General features: G+C 53.8%; 22 protein-coding genes and 2 pseudogenes. 14 read left to right on the top strand and 10 right to left on the bottom strand.

Features of this window, described 5'->3' with window-relative positions; all coding sequences use genetic code 11:
• Positions 1-131 precede the first annotated feature (131 nt).
• A complete protein-coding gene (locus tag JDW22_RS01605; RefSeq protein WP_200521289.1) occupies positions 132-2,960 on the bottom strand; it encodes a 2-oxoglutarate dehydrogenase E1 component in 2,829 nt (942 codons plus the stop codon).
• Positions 2,961-3,262: 302 nt separating this feature from the next.
• On the opposite strand from JDW22_RS01605, the gene JDW22_RS01610 reads away from it, so the two are divergent.
• From JDW22_RS01610 to asd, 6 genes are all read left to right on the top strand, one after another.
• Positions 3,263-3,853 carry an NAD(P)H-dependent oxidoreductase gene (locus tag JDW22_RS01610; protein ID WP_235964667.1) on the top strand — a complete coding sequence of 197 codons (591 nt, stop codon included), beginning with the start codon at positions 3,263-3,265 and terminating at the stop codon, positions 3,851-3,853.
• Between the two features lie 117 nt (positions 3,854-3,970).
• A complete protein-coding gene (locus JDW22_RS01615; RefSeq protein WP_200521291.1) occupies positions 3,971-4,156 on the top strand; it encodes a DUF3460 family protein in 186 nt (61 codons plus the stop codon).
• 64 nt (positions 4,157-4,220) lie between these two features.
• Positions 4,221-4,889, top strand: a complete 669-nt coding sequence (locus JDW22_RS01620; protein ID WP_200521293.1) for a class I SAM-dependent methyltransferase — start codon at positions 4,221-4,223, stop codon at positions 4,887-4,889.
• A gap of 20 nt (positions 4,890-4,909) precedes the next feature.
• Positions 4,910-5,152 carry a hypothetical protein gene (locus tag JDW22_RS01625; RefSeq protein ID WP_200521295.1) on the top strand — a complete coding sequence of 81 codons (243 nt, stop codon included), beginning with the start codon at positions 4,910-4,912 and terminating at the stop codon, positions 5,150-5,152.
• A complete protein-coding gene (locus JDW22_RS01630) occupies positions 5,149-5,751 on the top strand; it encodes a tetratricopeptide repeat protein (protein WP_200521297.1) in 603 nt (200 codons plus the stop codon). The genes JDW22_RS01625 and JDW22_RS01630 overlap by 4 nt, the downstream gene beginning before the upstream one ends.
• Before the next feature lie 167 nt (positions 5,752-5,918).
• Entirely contained in the window at positions 5,919-6,809 is an 891-nt protein-coding gene (asd, locus tag JDW22_RS01635; protein WP_200521299.1) for an archaetidylserine decarboxylase, read from the top strand.
• A gap of 161 nt (positions 6,810-6,970) precedes the next feature.
• Here asd and JDW22_RS01640 read toward each other — a convergent pair whose 3' ends face one another.
• The gene (locus JDW22_RS01640; RefSeq protein WP_200521301.1) at positions 6,971-7,585 is read right to left on the bottom strand and encodes a hypothetical protein; all 615 of its coding nucleotides are present in this window, start codon (positions 7,583-7,585) and stop codon (positions 6,971-6,973) included.
• 17 nt (positions 7,586-7,602) lie between these two features.
• Positions 7,603-9,876, bottom strand: coding sequence for a class 1a ribonucleoside-diphosphate reductase subunit alpha (gene nrdA / locus JDW22_RS01645; RefSeq protein ID WP_200521303.1), 2,274 nt, complete (start codon positions 9,874-9,876; stop codon positions 7,603-7,605).
• Between the two features lie 547 nt (positions 9,877-10,423).
• On the opposite strand from nrdA, the gene JDW22_RS01650 reads away from it, so the two are divergent.
• Complete coding sequence (locus tag JDW22_RS01650; protein WP_200521305.1) at positions 10,424-11,674, top strand: glutamate-5-semialdehyde dehydrogenase; 1,251 nt, start codon at positions 10,424-10,426, stop codon at positions 11,672-11,674.
• Positions 11,675-11,802: 128 nt separating this feature from the next.
• Here JDW22_RS01650 and JDW22_RS01655 read toward each other — a convergent pair whose 3' ends face one another.
• Positions 11,803-11,970, bottom strand: a complete 168-nt coding sequence (locus tag JDW22_RS01655) for a hypothetical protein (protein WP_003795628.1) — start codon at positions 11,968-11,970, stop codon at positions 11,803-11,805.
• Between the two features lie 119 nt (positions 11,971-12,089).
• Between JDW22_RS01655 and JDW22_RS13835 the strand changes: the two genes are divergently transcribed.
• From JDW22_RS13835 to JDW22_RS01680, 5 genes and pseudogenes are all read left to right on the top strand, one after another.
• Positions 12,090-12,215: a hypothetical protein gene (locus JDW22_RS13835; RefSeq protein ID WP_003795626.1), complete on the top strand. Its 126-nt coding sequence runs from the start codon at positions 12,090-12,092 to the stop codon at positions 12,213-12,215.
• 89 nt (positions 12,216-12,304) lie between these two features.
• Positions 12,305-13,720, top strand: a pseudogene (locus tag JDW22_RS13550) (tannase/feruloyl esterase family alpha/beta hydrolase).
• Positions 13,721-13,871: 151 nt separating this feature from the next.
• Positions 13,872-14,582 (top strand): AzlC family ABC transporter permease, encoded by a 711-nt coding sequence (locus tag JDW22_RS01670; RefSeq protein ID WP_200521313.1) that lies wholly within the window; start codon positions 13,872-13,874, stop codon positions 14,580-14,582.
• A complete protein-coding gene (locus tag JDW22_RS01675) occupies positions 14,579-14,878 on the top strand; it encodes an AzlD family protein (protein WP_003795615.1) in 300 nt (99 codons plus the stop codon). Before JDW22_RS01670 ends, JDW22_RS01675 begins: the two co-directional genes overlap by 4 nt.
• A 143-nt stretch (positions 14,879-15,021) precedes the next feature.
• Positions 15,022-15,972: a cupin domain-containing protein gene (locus JDW22_RS01680; RefSeq protein ID WP_200521315.1), complete on the top strand. Its 951-nt coding sequence runs from the start codon at positions 15,022-15,024 to the stop codon at positions 15,970-15,972.
• 104 nt (positions 15,973-16,076) lie between these two features.
• Here JDW22_RS01680 and JDW22_RS01685 read toward each other — a convergent pair whose 3' ends face one another.
• Positions 16,077-16,574 (bottom strand): GNAT family N-acetyltransferase, encoded by a 498-nt coding sequence (locus JDW22_RS01685; protein WP_003795610.1) that lies wholly within the window; start codon positions 16,572-16,574, stop codon positions 16,077-16,079.
• Positions 16,574-18,469 carry a monovalent cation:proton antiporter-2 (CPA2) family protein gene (locus tag JDW22_RS01690; RefSeq protein WP_200521323.1) on the bottom strand — a complete coding sequence of 632 codons (1,896 nt, stop codon included), beginning with the start codon at positions 18,467-18,469 and terminating at the stop codon, positions 16,574-16,576. Before JDW22_RS01690 ends, JDW22_RS01685 begins: the two co-directional genes overlap by 1 nt.
• Before the next feature lie 402 nt (positions 18,470-18,871).
• Here JDW22_RS01690 and JDW22_RS01695 point away from each other — a divergent pair, with 402 nt between their 5' ends.
• Positions 18,872-19,882 (top strand): D-alanyl-D-alanine carboxypeptidase family protein, encoded by a 1,011-nt coding sequence (locus JDW22_RS01695; protein ID WP_200521325.1) that lies wholly within the window; start codon positions 18,872-18,874, stop codon positions 19,880-19,882.
• Between the two features lie 228 nt (positions 19,883-20,110).
• On the opposite strand, the gene JDW22_RS01700 is transcribed toward JDW22_RS01695, so the two are convergent.
• Complete coding sequence (locus JDW22_RS01700) at positions 20,111-20,770, bottom strand: tetratricopeptide repeat protein (RefSeq protein WP_003795601.1); 660 nt, start codon at positions 20,768-20,770, stop codon at positions 20,111-20,113.
• 10 nt (positions 20,771-20,780) lie between these two features.
• Positions 20,781-21,263, bottom strand: coding sequence for a Cys-tRNA(Pro) deacylase (gene ybaK / locus JDW22_RS01705; RefSeq protein ID WP_200521939.1), 483 nt, complete (start codon positions 21,261-21,263; stop codon positions 20,781-20,783).
• Between the two features lie 253 nt (positions 21,264-21,516).
• On the opposite strand from ybaK, the gene JDW22_RS01710 reads away from it, so the two are divergent.
• The gene (locus JDW22_RS01710; RefSeq protein WP_200521327.1) at positions 21,517-21,948 is read left to right on the top strand and encodes an EamA family transporter; all 432 of its coding nucleotides are present in this window, start codon (positions 21,517-21,519) and stop codon (positions 21,946-21,948) included.
• A 538-nt stretch (positions 21,949-22,486) separates the two neighbouring features.
• On the opposite strand, the gene JDW22_RS01715 is transcribed toward JDW22_RS01710, so the two are convergent.
• Both JDW22_RS01715 and JDW22_RS01720 read right to left on the bottom strand, forming a co-directional pair.
• The gene (locus JDW22_RS01715; protein ID WP_200521329.1) at positions 22,487-22,996 is read right to left on the bottom strand and encodes a gluconokinase; all 510 of its coding nucleotides are present in this window, start codon (positions 22,994-22,996) and stop codon (positions 22,487-22,489) included.
• A gap of 66 nt (positions 22,997-23,062) precedes the next feature.
• Positions 23,063-24,451 (bottom strand): annotated as a pseudogene (locus tag JDW22_RS01720) (GntP family permease).
• Between the last annotated feature and the right edge of the window lie 171 nt (positions 24,452-24,622).

Consider the following 24,622-nt stretch of genomic DNA (forward strand, 5'->3'; position numbering starts at 1 on the left):
TCTCCAATGGGGTTTAGTTTCACTCTTGGGCAGCCTGAAAACGGGAAAATGGCTTTCAGGCTGCCGTGTGTTTGTTTGCGAATAAGGGTTGGGGCGGAGCAACCGTTTTCAGGCTGCCTCAAACAGCACCGTCAATCCGGCTTCAACGCATCCTCAACCAACTGCTTCAACTGCGCCGCGTGCAGGCTGCCGTAGCCCACCGCAGGCGACGAGCTGGACGGACGCGCGGCAACCCGCCAATGCGTGTGCGGCGACACGCGCTCCAAGCGATGACGGATTTGATACCACGCGCCTTGGTTTTTCGGCTCTTCCTGCGCCCACATCAGCTGCGCGTTGGGGTATTTTGCCAACTCGGCGGCCAATTCGGGATACGGCATCGGATAAAGCTGTTCCAGCCGCACGATGGCGATTTCGTTGTCCAAACCGCGCTCGGCGCGCCCTGCCAACAGGTCGTAATACACTTGCCCCGCGCACACAATCACGCGTTTCACCTTGCCGTTGTCGCGCGCCAAGCCGTCGCCAATCACGGGGCGGAACGCCGTGCCTTCCACAAACTGCGCCAGCGGGCTGGTGGAATCTTTAAAGCGCAGCAAGCGTTTAGACATAAAAATCACCAACGGCTTGCGGTAAGAGCGCAGCGTTTGGCGGCGCAAAATATGGAACATCTGCGCGGCCTCGCTGGGCATAATCACCTGCATATTTTCTTCGGAACACAGTTGCAGCCAACGCTCCAACCGCCCCGATGAATGCTCGGGCCCTTGCCCATCGTAGCCATGCGGCAGGATAACGGTTAAGCCGCACATCCGCCCCCATTTGGTTTCGCCAGACGAGATAAACTGGTCAATCGCCACTTGCGCGCCGTTGGCAAAATCGCCGAATTGCGCTTCCCAAATGGTGAGCTGCTCGGGCGCGGAGCAAGCGTGTCCGTATTCATATGCCAACACCGCTTCTTCGTTGAGAATACTGTCAATCACGGTGAACGATGCTTGGTTTTCAGCCATGTGTTCCAGCGGGGTGTAAATGCCCAAGTCGTGTTTTTGCCGTTGCGTGTCGTGCAACACGGCATGGCGGTGCGAGAACGTGCCGCGCCCCGAATCTTCGCCCGAAATGCGAACGGGGATGCCGTTGGTAACCATGCTGGCGTAGGCAATGGTTTCTGCCATGCCCCAGTCAATCGGCTGCTCGCCTTTTGCCATGGCTTTGCGCTGCTCAATAACGCGCTTGGCGGTGTTGTGCAAGCCAAAGTTTTCGGGCACGGCGGTGAATTTTTCGGTTAAACGCGCGATGTCGGCGGAAGGCAACCCTGTTTCCACAGCCTCGCGCCAATCTTTGCTTTGGTATTTGCTCCAATCCACACGGTATTTGTTTTCGTAATCGGTTAGGCGAGTGAGTTCAACGTGTTCACCCTTATCCAAGGCTTCGCGATACGCGGTTACAAAGCCATCGGCTTGTTCTGCCGTGAGCACGCCTTCGTTAACCAATTTCTCGGCATACAGCGCACGCGTGCCAGGGTGTTTGGCGATGGCGCGATACATCAAAGGCTGGGTTAAGGTGGGGTCGTCGCCTTCGTTGTGCCCCAGTTTGCGGAAGCACACGATGTCAACAACCACGTCTTTATGGAAGGTGTGGCGATAGTCTAGGGCAGCCTGAATCACATAGCACACGGCTTCGGGGTCGTCGCCGTTCACATGGAAAATCGGCGCTTCCACCATTTTGGCGATATCGGTGCAATACACGGCGGAGCGCGTGTCGCGGGTGTCGGATGTGGTGAAGCCGATTTGGTTGTTGATTACGATGTGTACCGTGCCGCCTGTGCCGTAGCCGCGTGTGCGCGATAGGTTAAACGTCGCTTGGTTCACGCCCAAGCCGATGAAGGCGCTGTCGCCGTGAATCAACACGGGCAACACTTGTTCTGCGCCTTTTTCGCCACGACGGCGTTGTTTGGCGCGCGCCGAGCCTTCCACCACGGGGTTCACAATTTCCAGATGCGAAGGGTTAAACGCCAGCGAAACGTGCACCGCGCCGTGGGGTGTGGCGATGTTGGAGCTGAAACCGTTGTGGTATTTCACGTCGCCGCTGGGGAATTTGATGTCTTGCTTGCCTTCAAATTCGGCAAACAAATCGGCGGGTTTTTTGCCCAGCGCGTTCACCAGCACATTGAGCCGCCCGCGATGCGCCATGCCGATGATGATTTCTTCCACGCCGTCTTTGCTTGCGTTTTGAATCAGATAATTCAGGCCGACAATCGCGCTTTCGCCGCCTTCCACCGAAAAGCGTTTCTGCCCGACGTATTTGGTGTGCAGATAGCGTTCCAGCGTTTCGGCGGCGGTGATTTGTTTGAGGATGTAGCGTTTTTGGTCTGCGCTGAAATGCGGCGTGGACAAATCGCGCTCAAAGCGGTTGCGTATCCACAGGCGTTCCTCGCGGCTACCGATGTGCATGTATTCCACGCCGATGTGCTGGCAATAGGTGCGTTGTAGTTTGTTGATGATTTCGGATAGTGGCATTTTGCCCGCATCGCCCACGGAAAAATCGCCGTCGCCCAGCCCGAACTGCACCGCCATGTCGGCGTTGGTTAAGCCATGTTCTTCAGGCTGCAAGCCTTGCACGGGGCGCGGATGGCGCAGTTTGAGCGGGTCTAAATCGGCGGCATCGGAGCCTTGAATGCGGTAGGCGGTAATCAGGCGCAGCACGGCGATTTGTTTTTTCAGCAATTCTTCGTCCAAGCCTTTGGCGGCGTTGGTGGCGGTGCGGTGTTGCCGGGCAAGCTGCACGAAGGATTCTTGGATGGGATGGTGGGCAACGTCTTTTTCGCTGTCGCCCGTGGCGGCAAGGTCGGCGAAATAGCGTTGCCATGTTTCTTCAACGGATTGGGGGTTGTCGAGATAGGATTCGTAGAGTTCTTCGATATAGGGCGCGTTTGAACCGAATAGGTAGGAGAAGTTGCGGGCTTCTTTCATGGCACATTATTCCTTTGGGGCAGGGGTGGTGGTTTTAGCTTCGCTGAACAGCGTTTCAGGCTGCCTATGCCTGCTGCGGGCTATTGTAATGTTTTTTTGTGAAGTTATGTAAGGGGATGTAGTTTTTTTTGTAAATAGTGTTGGGGTTTTTGATAAATGGTTTAACGCAATTTGTGCGGCGGTGTTTTTTGATGGCTGCTTGATTTGCGGTTTTGCTTTATGTATGCTGCCTGCGTCCGTTTATTTTAGACGGCTTAAACGGCATGCTTTTCAGGCTGCCTTTTTACTTTTGGGGAGGGATAATGAAAATATCGGTGATTTTGGCGCATCCGTATGACGGCAGTTTTAATGCCGCGATTGCAGAAACTGTTGTAAACGCTTTGCAACGCAAGGAGCATGAAGTGTGGTTTCATCATTTGTACCGCGAGCAGTTCAACCCGATTATGCCCGCACGAGAATTGGCAAGCGATGCCGCAGATGATGCGCTTGTGCGCTTGCATCAAGAAGAAATCCGCCAAGCAGACGGCATTGTTATCGTGCATCCCAATTGGTGGGGGCAGCCGCCTGCCATTTTGACGGGCTGGGTGGATAGGGTGTTGCGGGAAAATGTGGCGTATGCTTTTCCGGAGGGCGACAATGGCGGCGGTTTGCCATTGGGTTTGCTCAAAGCAAAAGCGGCGTTGGTGTTTAATACGTCTAACACGCCGCCGGAGCGGGAAAACGAAGTGTTTGGCGACCCTTTGCAACGCTTGTGGCGCGATTGCATTTTCGCTTTTTGTGGCGTAAACGTGTTTGACCGCTTGATGTTTCGCGTGATTGCCGACAGCAGCGAAGCGGAACGAAAAACATGGTTGCAACAGGCAGAAGCATTGGTTGAGCAATATTTTGCATAATCCGCTTGAATGCTGTTTTCAGGCTGCCGTATCTGCCAAAGGCAGCCTGAAAAGCCGAAACCCTTTCCCCGGCATGAACTTTCCCAGTAAAATGCGCCCTTTCACAAAGGACACACCATGTATAACTACCAATCCGACACCACGCAATTTTTAAACGAATTCATTGAACAACACCCCGAAGAAGCCGAGCAACGCCTGAAAAACCGCCGTTTGTTGTGGGACGTAGAACTCAATGCCGATGAACAAAAAGCCTTTGCCGAAGCGCGCATCGCCAAAAAACCTTACACCTATCAAGCCGATTAAGGGCACAACAAGACAATCCATGCCACAACATGGGTTGTCTGAATTTTAATTAGGCAGCCTGAAAATGACTGTTCACGCCCCCCAGTTCACCCCCGATTTACTCGCCTACCTGCGCCAAATCAGCGAACCCGAGCATCCCATACTCGCCCAAATCCGCGCCCACACCGCAGCGCACCGCCTTGGCAAAATGGCGATTGCCCCCGAGCAAGCCGCCTTGCTCGCATGGTTGGCACGGCTGCTGCGCGTGGAAAACTACCTAGAAATCGGCACGTTCACAGGATACAGCAGCACCACCATCGCCCTAGCCCTGCCCGAAAGCGCGCGCCTCACCTGCTGCGATATTAACGTAACCCACACCGCCATCGCGCAACAGCATTGGCAACGCGCAGGCATCGCCCACAAAATCACGCTGCACCTGCAACCCGCCATCATCACGCTAGACGAGCTTCTTGCCCAAGGCAAAGCAGGCAGCTACGACATGATATTCATCGATGCCGACAAGCTGCCCACCCCGCATTACTACGAACGCAGCCTGAAACTCATCCGCAGCGGTGGCATCATCGCCATCGACAACCTATTGCTGGGCGGGCGCATCATCCAGCCCACCAGCGAACGCAGCCCCGCCAGCCAAGCCATTTTGCAAACATTCAACGCCAGCCTACCGCAAGATAACCGCATCATCCCGCTTACTCTGCCGCTGGGCGATGGTTTGACTTTGCTGTTGAAAAAATAATAGGCAGCCTGAAAACCAAAATGGAGCGGCGACGGCTCATCGCCAAATGGTTTATTCAATGGAGCTGTATTGGTTGGCAATATCGGCGAACCTTTGATGCCTTCGCTTGCGGGCTGCGCAAAGGTTTCAGGCTGCCTACTGCGCCACAGCGTTACACCAATCTTTTGGCTTTTCAGGCTGCCTATTCAACCCCCACCCCAAAACTGGCACACCACTTGCAACACTCCTCCATTTCTTCCACTCAAAACGAAAGCCCACCATGACCACCGAACCCCAAACCCAACACGAAACCGACAAAAACCACCCCGCCCAAGACGAAGCCCTAACCGCCTACCAAAACGGCGACTACGCCACTGCGTTTGCCGCATGGCAACCGCTTGCCGATGCAGGCGATGCCCAAGCCCAGTTCAACCTAGCCATCATGTACCACAACGGGCAAGGCACCGAACCCGATGCTGCCAAAGCCATCGCCTATTGCACCCTTGCCGCCGACAACGACATCCCGCCCGCCCAACACTATCTCGGCTACTTGCTAATGGACGAAGAAATCGGCACCCCCAATCCCGAAAAAGCCGCCCACTATTGGCAACGCGCCGCCGAACACGGCATCGACGACGCCCAATACCAACTCGGCTCACTCTACACCCAAGGCATCGGCGTGCCACAAGACACCGACACCGCCGCCGATTGGTACGAAGCCGCCGCCCTGCAAGGACACGCCCCCGCCCAATACAATCTCGGCGTGCTCTACGCCAACGCCAAGCAATACACCCACGCGCGGCATTGGTGGAACAAAGCCCAAGCCCAAGACAACCAAGATGCCAAAGACGCACTCGCCAAGCTAGACGAAATGGGCTTATAACCTCCAGCCAAAGGCAGCCTGAAAAGCCATTCCACAGTTTTCAGGCTGCCCATCAATTTTCAAACAAGCCATTCTCGCGCGTTGCGCCGCGCACCACGCCCCGCAGCCCAAACCTTTCTTGTAATTCACAAACCCATTTTCAGGCTGCCTCAACCCAAGGACAACCCATGTCGCATAAACTCTACCCCAAACCCACCCCCAGCCAACGCATCAAACTCGCCTTGCACTATCTCACCCCCCAACACACGCTCACCCGCCTAGCAGGCTGGGTAGCAAACCAACAATGGGGCGGCGCAACCCACTTCATCATCAAACAATTTGCCCGCGCCTACAAAATCAACTGGCAAGAAACCGCCCAGCCCAACCCCAGCGACTATCCCACCTTCAACCAATTCTTCACCCGCGCCCTCAAAGACGGCGCACGCCCCATCGTAGCAGGCGACAACCAAATCGCCCTGCCCGCCGACGGGCGCGTTAGCCAAAGCGGCGCCATCCAAGCCAACCAACTACTGCAAGCCAAAGGACACAGCTTCACGCTGGAAGACCTGCTCGCAGGCGACGAAGCCCTAGCCGCCCAATTTGCCAACGGCACATTCATCACCACCTACCTTTCCCCGCGCGACTACCACCGCGTGCACATGCCCTGCGCCGCCACCTTGCGCCAAATGATTTACGTCCCTGGCGAGCTTTATTCCGTTAATCCCTTTCTCGCTCAACACATCCCCAACCTTTTTGCCCGCAACGAACGCGTTATCTGCGTGTTTGACACCGCCTTTGACAAAATGGTGCAAATTCTCGTTGGCGCCACCATCACCGCCAGCATCCGCACCACATGGGCAGGCATCATCAACCCGCCACGCAGCGAAACCGTGCGCGTGTGGGACTACCCCGCCGACGGCGAGCAAGCCATCCGCTTCAACAAAGGCGACGAAATGGGCGCGTTCTTGCTCGGCTCAACCGTTATCAACCTGTTCCCACACAACGCCATCACACTGGACAACCGCCTGCAAAAAAACGCCGAAACCCGCGTCGGCGAACTGCTCGGCACAGTGAATTAAACGTTTTCAGGCTGCCTATTGCATTACACAAAGGCAGCCTGAAAAATAGAGTTGATGAAACACAACAATAAAAGTAAAATCCACGTCCAATAAAACGTATGAGCAGGCTTGAATTTAATTCAGCGTTTATCCAGCCAGTTTGGCTACTAGCCCAAGAGCAGTTATAAAGCGATGCCTGTACAAACGCCCCTGAGAGTTTCAGGGGCGTATTTTTTAGCATGGTTTTTGATGCGTTTATTAGTCAGCGTATTGTGAAGCAAAACAAAAAATGAAATAGATTTACGACGAATGGGATGATTAACTGGTTTGTAATCATCGCTACGGATGTATGCACTATTGATAAACAGATGAATATCGCATTGTTTTTCTTTTGATTTTTTCAACGAGAAATAAATTTCATAATCAACTGTTTTACCCTCTTCGTTTTGTACTTCTATGGTTAAAAATTTATCGTCTGCCGAAGTGAAAAAGCATTTTCTATTAGCAAGCTCTTTGATTATTTGCGGTAATTGCAAAGAATAGCGATGCCGTTCAAAACAAAAAATTCGCGTTTCAGTTGCAAGAGAATAATGCAATTCGGACTCATAGCTGGCAAGAGTTTCGCCTTTGCGCTGGTTGGGCGACTTAGTAAAACAATGCCCGCTAAACTCTACAATACAACGATAAATTTTCTCATCAGAAGATGCGCTTGCTGGATGAATATACTCACAATAAAAAGGGGCAAGATGTGATAAATCAAATACCTGCCCTTTGTAATTAAAATTGAGAAATTTCATTTTGAGGCAGCCTGAAACTAAATCTTACACGCCCCGCCCACGCAATCATCATCTTGCAAATCCGATTGCCTATCATCCGCGCCATCGCGCGTGTTGTGGTAATACAGCGTTTTCACGCCATATTTATACGCCGAAAGCAAATCTTTCAACATTTGGTTCATCGGCACGCGTCCGCCGTCAAAGCGTTTGGGGTCGTAGCTGGTGTTGGCAGAAATGGCTTGATCCACAAATTTTTGCATCACGCCCACCAGCTTCAAATAACCATCGTTGCCACCCATTTGCCACAGCGTTTCGTATTGATTTTTCAAGCGCTCAAACTCAGGCACCACTTGCTTCAAGATGCCGTCTTTGGATTGCTTAATGGTTACCAAGCCGCGCGGTGGCTCAATGCCGTTGGTGGCGTTGGCGATCTGCGAGCTGGTTTCGCTGGGCATCAACGCGCTTAATGTGCTGTTGCGCAAACCATATTGCACGATGTCGGCGCGCAAGGCGTCCCAGTCGTAATGCAAAGGCTCGGTGCAGAATTTGTCCAAATCGGCTTTGTAGGTGTCAATCGGCAGGATGCCTTTGGCGTAGTTGGTTTCGTTAAACAATGGGCACGCGCCGTATTCTTTGGCCAGGTTCACCGAGGCTTTGAGCAAATAATATTGCATGGCTTCAAAGGTGCGGTGGGTTAAGCCGATGGCGCTGCCGTCGCTGTATTTCACGCCGTTTTTCGCCAAATAATAAGCGTAGTTAATCACGCCCACGCCCAAGGTGCGGCGGTTCATTGTCGCTTTTTTGGCGGCGGGGATGGGGTAGTCTTGGTAATCCAGCAGCGCATCTAGGGCGCGGACGGTCAAATCCGCCAAGTTTTCAAATTCGTCCAAGTTTTCCAATGCGCCGAGGTTAAACGCCGATAGCGTGCACAAGGCGATTTCGCCGTTTTCATCGTTGATGTTGTTCAGCGGCTTGGTGGGCAGGGCGATTTCCAAGCATAGGTTGGATTGGCGCACGGGCGCGACTTTCGGGTCAAACGGGCTGTGCGTGTTGCAATGGTCCACGTTTTGCACATAGATGCGCCCTGTGCCCGCGCGCTCTTGCATCAGCATGGAGAACAAATCTGCCGCGCTGATGGTTTCTTTGCGGATGCTGGGGTCGTTTTCGTATTGGGTGTACAGGCGCTCGAATTCGTCTTGGTCGGCGAAAAAGGCTTCGTATAGCCCTGGGGTTTCGTGGGGCGAGAACAGGGTGATGTTGCCGCCTTTAATTAGCCGTGTGTACATCAATTTGTTGATTTGCACGCCATAATCCAGTTGGCGGATGCGGTTTTCTTCCACGCCGCGATTGTTTTTCAGCACCAGCAGGCTTTGCACTTCAATGTGCCACAGCGGGTAGAACAGCGTTGCCGCGCCGCCGCGCACGCCGCCTTGTGAACAAGATTTCACGGCAGCCTGAAACATTTTGAAAAACGGAATGCAGCCTGTGTGTTGCGCTTCGCCGCCGCGAATTTCGCTGCCCAAGCCGCGAATGCGCCCTGCGTTGATGCCGATGCCCGCGCGTTGGGAAACGTATTTCACGATGGATGAAGTGGTGGCGTTGATGCTGTCTAGGCTGTCGTCGCATTCAATCAACACGCAGCTTGAAAATTGGCGCGTGGGCGTGCGCACGCCGCTCATAATCGGCGTGGGCAAGGAAATTTTGAATTGGGAAACGGCATCGTAAAAGCGTTTCACATAATCCAGACGGGTGTTTTTGGGGTATTTGGCAAACAAACACATCGCCACCAAAATATACAAAAATTGCGGGCTTTCAAAGATTTGGCGCGTTACGCGGTTTTGTACCAAATATTTGCCTTCCATTTGTTTTACGGCGGCGTAGGAAAAGGTCAAATCGCGCTCGTGGTCAATATAGCCGTTGATTTCGTTGTATTCAGCTTCGGTGTAGTCTTGCAGCAGATGCGCGTCGTATTTGCCCAACGCCACCATTTTTTGCACATGGGCAAACAGATGCGGCGGCGCATATTCGCCGTAGGCAATTTTGCGCAGGTGGAAAATGGCGAGACGCGCAGCAAGATATTGATAATCGGGCGTTTCTTCGGAGATTAAATCGGCGGCAGATTTGATGATGGTTTCGTGGATGTCGTCGGTGCGGATGCCGTTGTAGAACTGGATGTGCGATTTCAGCTCCACTTGCGACACGGACACATTGTCCAAGCCTTCGGCCGCCCACGTTACGACCTTGTGGATTTTGTCCAAATTGATGGGTTCCAGCCGCCCGTCGCGTTTGGTTACTTGCATGTTGCCGGTCATGTGTGCGTCTCCCTATGAAAATGCAAAATGCCGAGTTTATATTCGGCATTTCTTGGGGGGTTTTGAGTGGGCAAATTTTACGAATTTTCAGACTGCTTGCATAGCTTGACAAAAACTCCCATATTGTAATTATTTGTTTTGTATTGTGATAATGGTCATTTGCTTGACTGGGGCAGAATAGGGCAGTTATCCACAAACAATGTATTTTGAATGGGTTATTCTCGTTTTCAGGCTGCCGCAAAATAGCCATGTAACAAAAAAGACAAACGAAAATGCCCGAGGCAACCTGAAAATGCAAATTTGCCATTTTGTGCTGTTTTGGGCGTGCGTGCAGCAGAAAGATGGCAAGTTGGGGCAGGGTAGGGCAAGGGGGTGTTTTCAGGCCGCCACGATGTGCGCGAGGGGTAGATTGTTGCGGATTATTTGTATGACGCATTTTTCCAATGCGATTTCTCAAACGCCCGCTTTGCCCAATAAGGCAGCCTGAAACGTTTTATAATCACGCTTTTTCAGGCTGCCCCATCAGCCCAATCAACAAGGAAACCCGATGCCACACGCCTACATCCGCCAAATCGCGCAGTCCGCCAAAGCCGCGTTTTACCAAATCGCCCAAGCCGACAGCGCCGCCAAAAACGCCGCCTTGCTGCGCCTTGCCGATTTAATCCAAGCCAACCAAGCCGCGCTGTTTGCTGCCAATCGGCAAGACCTTGCCAACGGCAAACAAAAAGGCTTGTCCGAAGCGATGCTAGACCGCCTCAAAATCAGCGAAGGCAGCCTGAAAACCATGATAGAGGGCCTGCATCAAATCGCCGCGCTGCCCGACCCCGTGGGCGAAATGGACGAATTCCGCCTGCGCCCCAACGGTTTGCGCATCGGCAAAATGCGCGTGCCGCTGGGCGTGATTGGCATTATTTACGAATCGCGCCCCAATGTAACCGTGGATGCCGCTGCGCTATGCTTGAAATCGGGCAACGCCTGCATTTTGCGCGGCGGCAGCGAGGCGTTTCATTGCAATATGGCGCTGGCAAAGCTCATCGCCCAAGCCCTGCGCGAAACAGGACTGCCCGAACACGCCGTTTGCTTTGTGGAAAACACCAGCCGCGAAAGCGTGGGCGCGATGCTGCAACTGCCTGATTTAATTGACGTGATTATTCCGCGCGGCGGCAAATCGCTGGTGGCGCGCATCAGCGCGGAAGCCCGCGTGCCCGTTATCAAGCATCTGGACGGCATCTGCCACATTTATTTGGACGAAACCGCCGACGCGCAAAAAGCCGTCAACATCGTGTTCAACGCCAAAACCTCGCGCTGCGGCACGTGCAACACGGTGGAAACGCTGCTGGTGCATCAAAACCGCGCCGCCGATTTGCTGCCCGCCGTTGCCGCCAAGCTCGCCGAAAAGCAAGTGGAACTGCGCGGCTGCGAGCGCACACGCGCCGTGTTGCCCGATATTCAGGCTGCCTGCGATGAAGATTGGGACACCGAATACCTCGCACTGATTTTGTCCATCAAAATCGTGGACGATTTGAACGCCGCCATCGTCCACATCAACACGCACGGCAGCCACCACACCGACACCATCATCACGGAAAACTACACCCGCGCGAACCAATTTTTGCGCGCGGTGGACAGCGCAAGCGTGATGGTCAATGCCTCCACGCGCTTTGCCGATGGCTTTGAATACGGCTTGGGCGCGGAAATTGGCATCTCCACCGACAAGATTCATGTGCGCGGCCCCGTGGGCTTGCATGGGCTGACTTCGCAAAAATGGGTGGTGCTGGGGGATGGGCAGGTAAGATAGATGGTTTTCAGGCTGCCTTGGGGGGATGAGGCAGCCTGAAACAGGGGTATTGCTCCGTTATTTGCTTAAACTGTTTTATTTTCAGGCTGCCTAATCATTCTTAATCAACAGGCAGCCTGAAACACTTGTTAATCCAACCAAATCTTCAACCCCGCCAATGCTAACGATGTCAAGCAAATATAAAATAGTGTTTTCCAAAACGGCTCATCTTCATCATCATTCCAAACATAATGCCACAGCAGCGCAATCAAGCCCTGCGCAAATACATACAAGAATGCCGCGCCAAATGTTTTCATATTTTGCCTTTCATAACCAAGCCGATTAGGCAGCCTGAAACTCCCGCCGCCCGCAAAATGATACAATCGCCGCTTTCATTTTATCGCAACCCATCATTGCCGCCCAAAGGAGTATTCCCATGTTATCCCGCAAAAAACTCTGTTTCGCCCTCGCCGCCGCGTTTGCCGCCAGCAGCGTTCAGGCTGCTGCTTTTAATGCCCAGCAATACGCCCAGCCGATAGCGTGGTTTCCGCGCAATGGGTGAACGCAGGCAAGCTGCCCAGTGACGACCAAGCCGCGTTCACAGGCGCATCCCGCGCCGCCGCTGATGTGGAATTTGGCGCGCATTGCGTGGTGTCGGGCGAGTTGGAAAAGCGCACAGGCGCAGACGGCAAGCCGTATTACATTGGCTACCAAATGCGGCTGCCTGAAAACTGGAACGGCAAATTTCTGTTTCAAGGTGGTGGCAGCATGGATGGCTTCATCGCCCCCGCCGTTGGCGCAACGCCCGTGGCAGGCTCAACCGCCACGCCCGCGCTCAAACGCGGCTACGCCGTGGTCAGCATGGATGGCGGGCATCAAGGCGCGGGCGACGCATCGTTTGGCGCAGACCAGCAAGCGCGGCTCAATCTTGCCTACCAATCCACAGGCAAAGTAACCCAAGCCGCCAAGTTGCTTATCCGTCAAGCCTACCGCGCCGAGCCCAAACACAGCTATTTTATGGGCTGCTCCAACGGCGGGCGCGAAGCCATGCTCGCCGCCATGCGCTATCCCACCGAGTTTGATGGCGTAGTTGCGGGCAATCCGGGCTTCCGTTTATCCCGCGGCGCCATCGCCCAATCGTGGGACAACCAGCATTTTCAGGCTGCCGCGCCCAAAAACGCCCAAGGCGAATGCATCTTTGCCAACGCCTTGACGCAAAAAGACTTGGATGCTGTCGCACAAGGCGTGTTAAACCGCTGCGACAAAAATGACGGCTTAAAAGACGGCATCATCAACGCATGGGAAAGCTGCGATTTCAAACCCGAAATGGTGCAAAACCAAATCGGCAAAGATAAAGTGAAACTGCTGCATGCCATTTTTGATGGCGCAAAAAACAGCAAAGGCGAGCCCATTTACAGCGGCTAGTTTTACGATGCGGGCATCAACCAAGCAGACTGGCGCGCGTGGAAACTGGGCGACTCGCAAACCGCGCAGCCCAACGCCCGCAACATCACACTGGGCGCAGCCAGCTTGCCCAGCTATTTTATGACCCTCTATCAACCGCAGCTCAGCACGTTTGATTTCAATTTTGACCGCGATGTCGCCAAAACCAACCAAATCGGCGCGTTAAACGATGCCACCAGCACCGACCTTTCCACCTTCCAAGCACGCGGCGGCAAAATGATTGTTTTTGAAGGCGTATCCGACCCCGTGTTCTCCGCTGTGGACTTGCGCGATTGGTACAAACAGCTTTTGGCGGACACCCGAAACGCCCGCGACACCGTGCGCCTGTTTAACGTCCCCGGCATGACCCATTGCGGCGGCGGCAGCGCATTGGACAACTTTGACCCGCTCACCGCGCTGGAACAATGGCACGACAGCGGCAAAGCCCCGAATCCATGCGGGCAACAGGCAAAGCCTTCCCCGCCAAATCGCAACCGCTGTGCGCCTATCCCAAAGTGGCAACCTACACCCACGGCGATGTCAACCAAGCGGAAAGTTTTGTGTGCCGATAAGGGTGCAAACCGTTTTCAGGCTGCCTCAATGCGTTTTGTCAAGGCAGCCTGAAAACGTAAACATCGCACAGCAAACCACCCACCATCTTGTGTACCGCCATCCATCCGTTCATATCCCGCCCAACTCAAAGGCAGCCTGAAAACCATTCCCCCATGCCCCCCATTTCAGGCTGCCCATCTTTAACCACCCCCCAATCCACACCATGAAATCAGAAACCCAACAAGAATTTAAACGCGGCGCAAAAGACTGCATCCCCATCATGATAGGCATTGTTCCTTTCGGCTTGATTCTCGGCGCGCAAGCCGGGCAAAAAGGCATGAGCGTATTGGAGACCACCCTGATGATGGGGCTGAACTTTGCCGGCGGCTCCGAATTTGCCGCCGTGGGCTTGTGGACATCGCCGCTGCCCGTGCTGCTCATCATCACCATGACCGCCATGATAAACAGCCGCCACATCCTGATGGGCGCGGCTTTCGTGCCCTATCTGCGCGATTTGCCGCTCAAAAAGCTGCTGCCCGCCTTGTTTGTGATGACAGACGAAAGCTGGGCAATGGGCATCGCCGATGCTAAACACCGCCAGCAGGCAGGCTTGCCGCCGTTTAGCTATCCTTATTACATGGGCACGGCCATTGTGCTGTATGTGATGTGGGTGGTCTGCGGTTTGCTTGGCTCGTCAATCGGGCCTTTGCTCGGCGACGTTTCCCGCTTCGGCTTTGGCATGGCGTTTCCTGCCGTGTTTTTGGTGTTGGTGCGCGGTATGTGGCGCGGTTTTCAGGCTGCCAAACCTTGGCTCATCAGCCTTGTCGTTGCCATTATTGTGTACGCCATTGCGCCCAATGGCGGCTGGTATGTCCCTGCAGGCACACTCGCAGGGCTGCTGTTTGCCTACTTTGCCAACGGAGAAGCCAAATGATTAGCTGGGCTTCGTTTTTCACCATCATCGGCATGCTGTGCGTAACCTATTCCACCCGCCTGCTCGGCTTTTTCTTGTTAAAAAACAAAACCCTCTCGCCGCGCATGGCACGCACGCTGGAAGCCGCACCCGCCTGCGTGTTGCTGTCCGTTATCGCGCCGCATTTTATTTCCCACAAACCGCATGAACTCATCGCCCTTGCCGTAACCCTATTTATGGCAGCGCGCTTTTCCATGCTGCCCACGGTAATCGTTGCCGTCGCCACATCGGGCATCTTAGGCTGGCTGATGGGGTAGGGCGCATTGGGACAGCCTGAAAACCCCATTCCCGCCAAAAAACGCATTCTCTCCACCAAAACGCGCATCGCAGCCACAAACCATTTGTATAACGTTTTCAGGCTGCCTAAAATCCCAGCTCAATCCATTTTCACCCCACAGCCATGACCATCCTAGACAACCTCATCACCCTAGCCCAAATCACAGGCAGCATAGACGTGCAATGCAGCTTCAACGGCGATTGGTATGTGCGCCACAGCAGCCAGCGCACCCAAGGCGTCGTGCACATCGTAACCCACGGCACAGGCTATCTAAAACTAGACAACGAAGCCCAAGCCCGCCAATTGCAAGCAGGCGACATCATCTTTTTCCCGCGCAACGCCGCCCACACGCTCAGCAGCCAAATCGGCTGCAACAACACGCAACACGCCCCCAGCATCAGCCAACAAGGCGGTATCACCCACAAGCAAACCAACGCCAGCGCCAACGCCGCCCAGCTCAATCTATACTGCGCCCATTTCGCCTACGAAACCCACAACAGCCTGCTGCAAGGGCTGCCTGAAATCATCATTCTCAACACCCCATACAGCACTACCCAAGCCATCGTTAGCCTTTTGCAATACGAAATCAGCCAAAACGAACACAGCACGACCGCCGCCATCAACGCCCTGTCCACCGTATTACTCGTTCACATCCTGCGCACCTATTTAAGCCAAAACGAGCATCAAGCCCCCTTAACAGGCGTGCTCAACGGCTGGCGCGATCGCCGCCTGCGCAGCGTTGTGCAAGCCGTAACCCAAGAGCCCGAGCGCGACTGGCGCGTAGAAGAACTCGCCGAGCTCGCCAAACTCTCCCGCGCCCAGCTGATGCGCCTTTTCCGCAGCCAAATGCAAACCAGCCCCCACGCCTTCGTTAGCAGCATGCGCCTACAAAAAGCCGCCATGCTCCTGCGCAACAGCCAAAGCACCATCCTCGCCGTCGCCCTAGAATCAGGCTACCAATCCGAAACCCACTTTGGCAAAGTGTTCAAAAAACACTACGGCTGCACGCCCAAGCAATACCGCCAACAGCGCATCACCGCCGAAACGCTGAAAACAGAAGATTACAGCATTTGAATTTTCTTCATTACAACAACGCCAAAAGCGTTTTCAGGCTGCCTATCGTGATCACCAATAGGCAGCCTGAAAACGCTTTATTCAATTAAATCAAATGGTTTTATTCAAACCGTTTTCCCCAGCAACACAACATCCGCCAGCATCCCATCCAAATCGCACACCTCGGGCAGCCGCCCCCAAATCTCAAAGCCCAAGCCACGAAACAGCGCCATGCTCGCCGTGTTGTGCACAAAAATCACCGCAACCAATTTATGCACGCCTAACGCAGGCGCGCGCCGAATCATCTCGCCCAATAGCCATTTGCCCAAACCCGCCCCGCGATGTTGCGCGTGGATATAAATGCTTACTTCGGCGGTGCGATGGTATGCCGCACGCGGATAATAATCGCTTAGGCTCGCCCAAGCCATCAGGCAGCCTGAAACATCGCGCACCACATAAAGCGGACGATTCTCGCGCTGATGCGCCACAAACCAAGCCTCGCGTTCGGTAACGGAAACAGGCTGCAAATCCGCCGTAACTTGGCGCGAAGCAATGGTGCTGTTGTAAATTGCCACAATTTCGGGCAAATCTTCGCACTGCGCCAGCGACAGCGTGTAGTCCATCACGAAATACCCGTTTTCATTTTGGTTTCAGGCACTTCCGTTTGCTCATGCCAATCCACCTGCCCATCGTGCAAAATCGTCTGCATCATCGCCTGCGTTTCGCCATCCACCTCGCGCACCACGCTCATCACATTTTCATTGGTAAACAGCGGCAAGCTCGGGTCGTACACTTCCGCCAAGCGGTCAGACATATATCTATCCCGCGCCGCATAAAATTTGCTCAACTCGCGCGCTTTTTCAGGCTGCATGCCCAGTTTTTCCAAAGCAATGCGCCCCGCGCGCACCGAAGAATCCGATAGCTCGCGGATGATGTAACTCGCCCCCGCATGGCGCAAATCATAAGCATGCACACGGTCATGCGCGCGCGCGATAATCGGCAGGGTAGGGTAGTGGCGGCGCACATATTCCACCACCGCGGTGGTGTCGCTTTTGCCGTCAATCGCCACAATCAGCAGCTTCGCGTGCGCCAAACCCGCCGAGCCGAGCAACTCGGGGTCGGTCGCGTCGCCGTAATACGATTTGATGCCCAGCTTCGCCAAGCCTTCCACCATCTCCGCGTGGTTATCAATCACCGTCGTGTGGTAGCCGCAAGCCGTCAGCATGCTGTTGATGTGCTGCCCAAACCGCCCATGCCCCAGCAAAATCACAGGATTAGCTTCGTCAATCGTATCGTTTTGACGGCTTTCCTCGTTTTCTTCCTTAATGGCACGCGGCGCAAAAATCTTTTCATAAACAATAAACAACAGCGGCGTTAGCACCATCGACAACGCCACCACCAAATTAATGCGGTCCAACACCGTTTTCGGCAAAACATGGTTCGCCTGCGCAATCGACAGCAACACGAAACCAAATTCCCCCGCCTGCGCCAAACTCAGCGCAAACAGTTTGGTCGCCAATGAAGGCAGCCTGAAAATCTTAGCCAGCAGCCACAGCACCGCAGCCTTCACCAGCAGCAAAGCCAATGTCATCCCAATAATCGGGAAAAACTTGCTTTGCAAAATCGCAAAATTCATCCCCGCGCCCACCGTGATAAAAAACAGCCCCAAGAAAATCCCCTTAAACGGCTCCAAACGGCTTTCCATTTCGTGCCGATAAGTGCTGTTTGCCAGCGTAACCCCCGCCACAAACGCCCCCAGCGCAGGCGACAAGCCCACCAGCGACATCAGCGTGGCAATGCCCACCACCAAAAGCAAGGTAAACACCGTAAACATCTCGCGCACACGGCTTTTGATGATGATGCGAAACATAAACGGCACCACATAACGCACCGCCAACACAATCAGCAAAATCGCCGCCACGCTCACAATCGCCACAATCCAACCGGGCTGATGCGCCAAAAGATTGCCCGCCGTGTGCCCGCCTTCGCCTTTTTTCGCAATGCCCGAAGTCGCCAAAAGCGGCATCAACGCCAGCATAGGAATTGCCGCCACATCTTGAAATAAAAGTACCGCAAACCCTGCTTGACCGCCCGCCGTTTGCATCAACTGCTTTTCGTTATACGTTTGCAACACAATCGCTGTGGACGACAACGCCAAAATACAGCCCACCGCCACGCCAATTTGCCATTTATAGCCCAAAGCCATAGAAATGCCCGTAATCGCCGCCACCGTCAGCACCACTTGCAAGCCACCCAACCCCAGCAATTTATGCCGCAGTTGCCACAACATTTTTGGCGCAAGCTCCAAGCCCACCAAAAACAGCATCATTACCACACCAAATTCTGCAACATGTTGAATAGATTCCGCTTCCTTGCCAACAAAATGTAAAACAGGACCTATTAACATTCCCGCCATTAAGTAGCCCAACACAGAGCCCAAGCCCAATTTTTGCGAGATTAAAACCGCTCCCACAGCAAACGAAAGATAAATAAAAGCATAAAGAAGAAGCGCAGTCATGCGGGCTGTCCTTAAATAGTGGTGTGGTTAAAATGAGAACACAAAGAAAACGCGGAGAACTTGGTTTGTTTGTGTTTGCAGCCAGAAAAAAAGAATTGGCGCAATTTGTTACCAAGTACCTAGATTTTACACAATTTTCTTGCAAAAAGATAGGTTTCAGGCAGCCTGAAAAGGACAGAATTGCGTAAGGAAAATGTAAAGATAATTTCCAAACCAAATATTTAACATAATATACATTATTGGAACTTACATACTCATCAAAATTTGCAAAAAAACTCTTTAACTCATTGCGAAATAATGATATATTCTCTTCCTATTTTCGCGCGGCAAGTTTATTGGTTGGCGCATCACCTTTTTTCTTTTTAATTCACTGCAACTAAATCTTTTGGAATACAAAATCTTATGGCAATTTTGAAATTTGGCAAAACCATTTGTATCACGTCATTATTGAGCTTGGGCTTGATGAGTAATGCTTATGCGGTTGATGATGAGGATGTTTTGGGGCAATTTTTGGAACAAAAATTCGCAACGCAACAAGTTCAAAATAATGTTCCTCTGCAAACGGCGGAATATGATCCGCTGGCGGCTTATATGCAGCCTTCTGCCAATTTTAATGCTGCGCCTGTTAATGCTGTTCACACCAACACGATTCAATATCAGGCGGCACAGGCTGGTCCTATGCTTAAAGCGCAATCTGCGTTGATTATGAATGCGAAAACGGGGCAAGTTTTGTATCAAAAGAATATGAGCAGCGTGCGTTCGATTGCTTCCATTTCTAAATTGATGTCGGCAATGGTGTTGCTGGATGCGCATTTGGATATGAATGAGCAAATTACGATTACCGAAGCGGAAATTGACCGTTTGAAGGGCACCGGCAGCCGTTTATCGGTGGGTACGACGCTAACGCGCGCGCAACTGTTGCACTTGGGGTTGATGAGCAGTGAAAACCGTGCGATTCATGCACTGGCGCGGACTTACCCCGGCGGCATGTCGGCGTTTGTGGCGGCGATGAACGCCAAGGCACGCAGTTTGGGAATGGCGAACAGTCGTTTTTATGAGCCGACCGGTTTAGACCCACGCAATGTTTCCACTGCGCTGGAACTGGGCAAAATGGTGCAAGCGGCAAGCCATTATGCGAAGATTCGCGAATTGACGACTTCCAATTATGGTCAGGCTTATACCAGCAATGGTAAGTTGCAGCAGTATAAAAACACGAATGTTTTGGTGCGCGAGGGTTTGATGAATATCACGCTGCAAAAAACGGGCTACATCCGCGAGGCGGGGCGTTCCATGGTGCTGCAAGCGAAAATGGGGCAAACGCCTGTTGTGATTGTGGTGCTAGGGTCGGCAACTTCCGCCAGCCGCGCCAGCGATGCGCGTTCTTTGGGCAACATCGCGCAGATGACGTTGTAATGCTGTGAACAAGATAAAACGCATCCTGTTGATGGGATGCGTTTTTGCTTTTCAGGCTGCCTTTGGTGTGCGATGAGGCAGCCTGAAAACACGTTGGCATGATTGTTTTAAGTTGTTTGGTTGTAATAGTTCGGTTGCAACCGCCCTGCTCTGCCCTAATGATTCATTTCGCTAAAACGTGCTTTACTCGTTTTCAGGCTGCCTTATCTGGTTGAGGCAGCCTGAAATTTATTTTTTGTTCGGCAATGTTTTTTGCGCTTCGTTGAGCATTTGGGTTTTCAGGCTGCCGTTGTTTTTCTCCAATGCTTCAAGCTGTTGGAGCGTGTAGGCGGCTTGTTTGTTGCCTTGCGCGGCGGCTTTGCCATACCAATATTTGGCTTTTGCCATGTCTCGGGTTACGCCTGTGCCTGTGGCGTAGCGCGCGGCGAGGTTGTTTTGCGCTTCGGCGTGTCCTTTTTGGGCGGCTTTTTCGTACCATTGGGCGGCTTTTTTGTAGTCTTGCGCGGTGCCGATGCCGTCGCTGTACATCAGGCCCGCCATAAATTGGGCTTCGGGTTCGCCTTGCGCGGCGGCTTTTTCATACCAATGCAGGGCTTGTTTGGCGTCGGCTGTGGTGCCCAAGCCGTCTTGATACAGCACGGCTAGGTTGTGCTGCGCGGTGGCGTCGCCTTTTTTGGCGAGCGGTTCTAGGATTTTGAACGCGGTGGCATAGTCGCCTTTTTGCACGGCGGCGATGGCTTGGTTGTAGACGGCTTGGTTGGTGGCGCTTTTGCGGGCGTTGGCTTTTTTGCTGTGCTGGGCGGGGGCTTGGGCGAGCGCGGCTTGGGGGGCGAATGCGAATGCGGCCAGGCTGGCGGTGAGCAGGCAGGTTTTCCATGTTTTTTTCATTGTGTTTTCCTTATTCGGTGGCGACGTGCACGCTGGTGGGGTTGAGAGGGGCGAGGTCTTGCGGGGAAATGGCGACGAGAAAGCCGCGTTTGCCGCCGTTGATGTAGATGGTGGGCAGCGCGTAGATGCTTTCTTCGACGAACACGGGCAGCGGGGTTTTGGTGCCGAACGGGCTGGTGCCGCCGACCAGATAGCCTGTCCATTTGTTGGCTTGGTTGGGCTGGGCGGGTTCTATGTGTTTCATGCCCAGCTCGCGGGCGAGGTTGCGCGTGGAGATGTGTTTGTCGCCGTGCATAATGCAGATTAAGCCTTGTTTTTTATCGTTTTCTAGCACGATGGTTTTGACTACGGCGTGTTCGTCCACGCCAAAATGTTGCGCGGGAGTGGCGGTGCCGCCGTGTTCCACATAGGGATAGAGTTTGGGCTCAAAGGCGATGTTGTGCTCGCGCAGAAAGCGGATGGCGGGGGTGATGGGGTAATCGGGTTTTGCCATGATGATTGGGAAACAATTGAAAAAATGGGATTTTAGCATTTTCAGGCTGCCTTATGCAGTTGGCAGGATTGTTGAGATGGCTGCAGCGCTGGGCAAATAGGCAGCCTGAAAATGGCTAGCATATTGTTTTTATTGAAATTGGTTGCTGCGAATAGTGATAGGCGCGCACGATAAACCATGCGCCAGCCGTGCAAAATCCAGCCAAATCCACTATGATGATTGGCATCACATTCCAAACAAAGGAGTACACAAAATGGCAGCGCAATCTTGGCTTTATTGGGCGTTGGCTTCGGCGATTTTTGCGGCGATGACGGCGATTTTTGCCAAACTGGGTTTGCATGGCGTGGATTCGGATTTTGCAACGTTTATCCGCACGCTGGTGATTATCGCGGCGTTGAGCGCGTTTTTGACTTATGCGAAAAAATGGCAGCCGCTGGGCAGTTTGTCGGCGAAGAATTGGTTATTTTTGATTTTGTCGGGCTTGGCAACGGGGGCTTCTTGGCTGGCGTATTTTAAGGCGTTGCAAATGGGCGATGCTTCGCAAGTTGCGCCGATTGATAAGTTGAGCGTGGTGCTGGTGGCGGTGTTTGCGGTGGTGTTTTTGGGGGAGCGGCCGAATGGGCAAACTTGGCTGGGCATTGCGCTGGTGGCGGCAGGGGTGTTGGTGTTGGCGATTAAGCGGTGATGGGCACGCGTTTGATGCGGCGATAAAGGCAGCCTGAAAAGCGGGATGTGGCTTTTCAGGCTGCTTTGGTGTGGTGGGCAAGGTTGGGTGGGTAGTGCAACGTAATCGGGCAGACAATGGGCAGCCTGAAAATGGGTGACGCTGGAACGGCGTTTAGCCATAGGTGTTTTGGCTTTGGTTATTTTCAGGCTGCCTTGCTTGTTTTCCATCGCTCATTTCTGTTTATTCTGCCGTTGCATGGCGTTGCGCCGCCATACCCACGCTGGGTGCGCTGAATGTTTGCCATTGGCGCATTGTGGTAATGTTTTATGCTGATAGGGCAGCCTGATGGGTTTCAGGCTGCTTATTGTTGTGATGAATAGGCAGTCTGAAACCTTTGCCCCCCCCAACAAGAGCCTAAAACCTAAAATGTTTGGGCGCGGGCGGAATGGTTGGCAGCCTGAAATGGGTTTCGCGCTTTCTACGGCTTGCTTGCAAGCCGTGCGCTGGCGAATGGTTTTTGCTACGCTGAACTTTGTTTCAGGCTGCCTAATCTTTATCACGCTTGTGCGTTCACATAGCGCAGCACGTCCATCATCACTTCATCGGGCTTGCCTGCACTGCTAATCACCACGCCTTGCTCGTTGGCAGCGAGCGGCTGCAAGGTGTCTAGCTGGGATTGAATCATGCTGGCTTTCATGTAGTGCCCTTGCCGCGATTCCATACGCTTGCGGTTGGCATCAATCGGCGGCGACAGGTGGATAAAACACACTTCGCCTTGCGCCTGCCGCAAAATATCGCGGTACGAGCGTTTGAGCGCGGAACAGGTAACGATGCTGTGGCGCGCGCCGTTTTTCGCTTGCTCGCTCATCCAGTCGCGCAGGCGTTCCAGCCACGGGCGGCGGTCGTCGTCGTTGAGCGGGATGCCTGCGCCCATTTTGTCGCGGTTGGCTTGGGTGTGAAAATCGTCGCCTTCGGCAAAGGGGCAATGCAAATGCTGTTGCAGGGCTTGGGCGACGGTGGTTTTGCCGCAGCCGCAAATGCCCATGATGATGTAGTGCTTGGTCATAGTGCGTTTCCTTTTTTGTATAACGTGGGGGCGATTGAGGCAGCCTGAAAACTGCCCCGCCAGCAATCAGCCCAACAGAGCCACTGCGCCCACTGATAGCGCAAAGCCAATCAGCGCAATCAGGGTTTGATTGACTGTCCATGTTTTCAGCGTGGTCGCCACGTCTAAATTGAGCAGTCGCCCCACCAGCCAGAAGCCTGAATCGTTTACATGGCTGGCGGCGACTGAACCTGCGGCAGTGGCCAGCACCACGCCCGCCAGTTGCCAGTCGTTATAGCCAGCGGCGGCAACGGCGTTTGCCATCAAGCCAGCGGCGGTGGTTAGGGCAACGGTTGCCGAGCCTTGGGCGATGCGCAATGCCAAAGCCACCAAAAAGCAGCCGAGCAACACGGGAACGCCCAGATGCGCCATGCTGTCTTTGAGCGCGTCGCCAATGCCCGATGCGCGTAACACGCCGCCGAACATCCCGCCCGCGCCTGTAATCAGGATAACGGAGCAAACCGGCCCGAGCGTGCCATCCAGCGTTTTTTCCAACGCGCTACCGTTCATGCCGCGTTTGGTGCCGAGAAAATACATCGCCGCCAACACCGAAATCAGCAAGGCAACGGGCGTGCTGCCCACCATGCGCAAAAATTGCACGGCGGGCGATTTGCCGTCCACCCAGCCCGATGCGCTGGCCATGTGCAAGCCTGTGTTCAAGAAAATCAACAGCATGGGAATCATCATCAGCGATACCACCAAGCCTGCGCTGGCGGGAGCTTTGGGCTGGTCGTTGTCTTATTTGCCGCCTGCGATTAAATCGGGCACGCTGATGGGGAACATTTTGTCGGCGGTTAAACCCCATGCGTAGCCGCTAACCAGCCAAGTGAGCACGGCGATGGGGATGCCCAAAATCAACACATAGCCCAAATTGGCGCCGTATAGCTCGGCGGCGGTAATCGGGCCGGGGTGCGGCGGCAGGAAAACGTGCATCACGGAAAACGCGCCGATGGAGGGCAAGGCATACGCCAGCACGGTGGATTTCATACGCCGCGCCACGGCAAACACAATGGGCAGCATCACTACCAAGCCTGCGTCAAAGAAAATGGGGAAGCCAAACAGCAGCGATGCCACGCCCAGCGCAAACGGAGCGCGTTTTTCGCCAAAGGTGCGAATCATGGCATCGGCAAGCGATTGCGCGCCGCCCGATGTTTCCACCAGCCGCCCGAGCATTGCGCCCAAGCTCACCAAAATCGCCACGCCGCCGAGCGTGCCGCCAAAATTTTTCAGCAACACATCGTTCACAATGGCTTGCGCGGGGATGCCTGTTGCCAGCGCGGTGAGCAGGCTCACCACGGTGAGCGTGAGCAGCGCGTGAACGCGCCAGCGCATAATCATCAACAAAATTAAGGCGATAGCTGCGGCGGCAATCAGCAGCAGCGTGCCTGAGCTTAGGGTTTGATGCCAATCGTTCATGGGATTCTCCTGTTGTAGCAAAGGATGGTGGGAAATAATTGTTAGAAATCAGAACCGGATGAACCGTTGCGGGGGTGGTGTTGCGCCCTGCCCCTGCGGCGTGGAGGCAACGAAGCAAACGGCGCAGCGGGCGCGTTGCTGGGGGCGCGAACTGCCGCGCGGATGGTTCAA

It is taken from the genome of Kingella bonacorsii, assembly GCF_016623605.1.
GTDB classification, from domain to species: Bacteria; Pseudomonadota; Gammaproteobacteria; order Burkholderiales; family Neisseriaceae; genus Kingella_B; species Kingella_B oralis.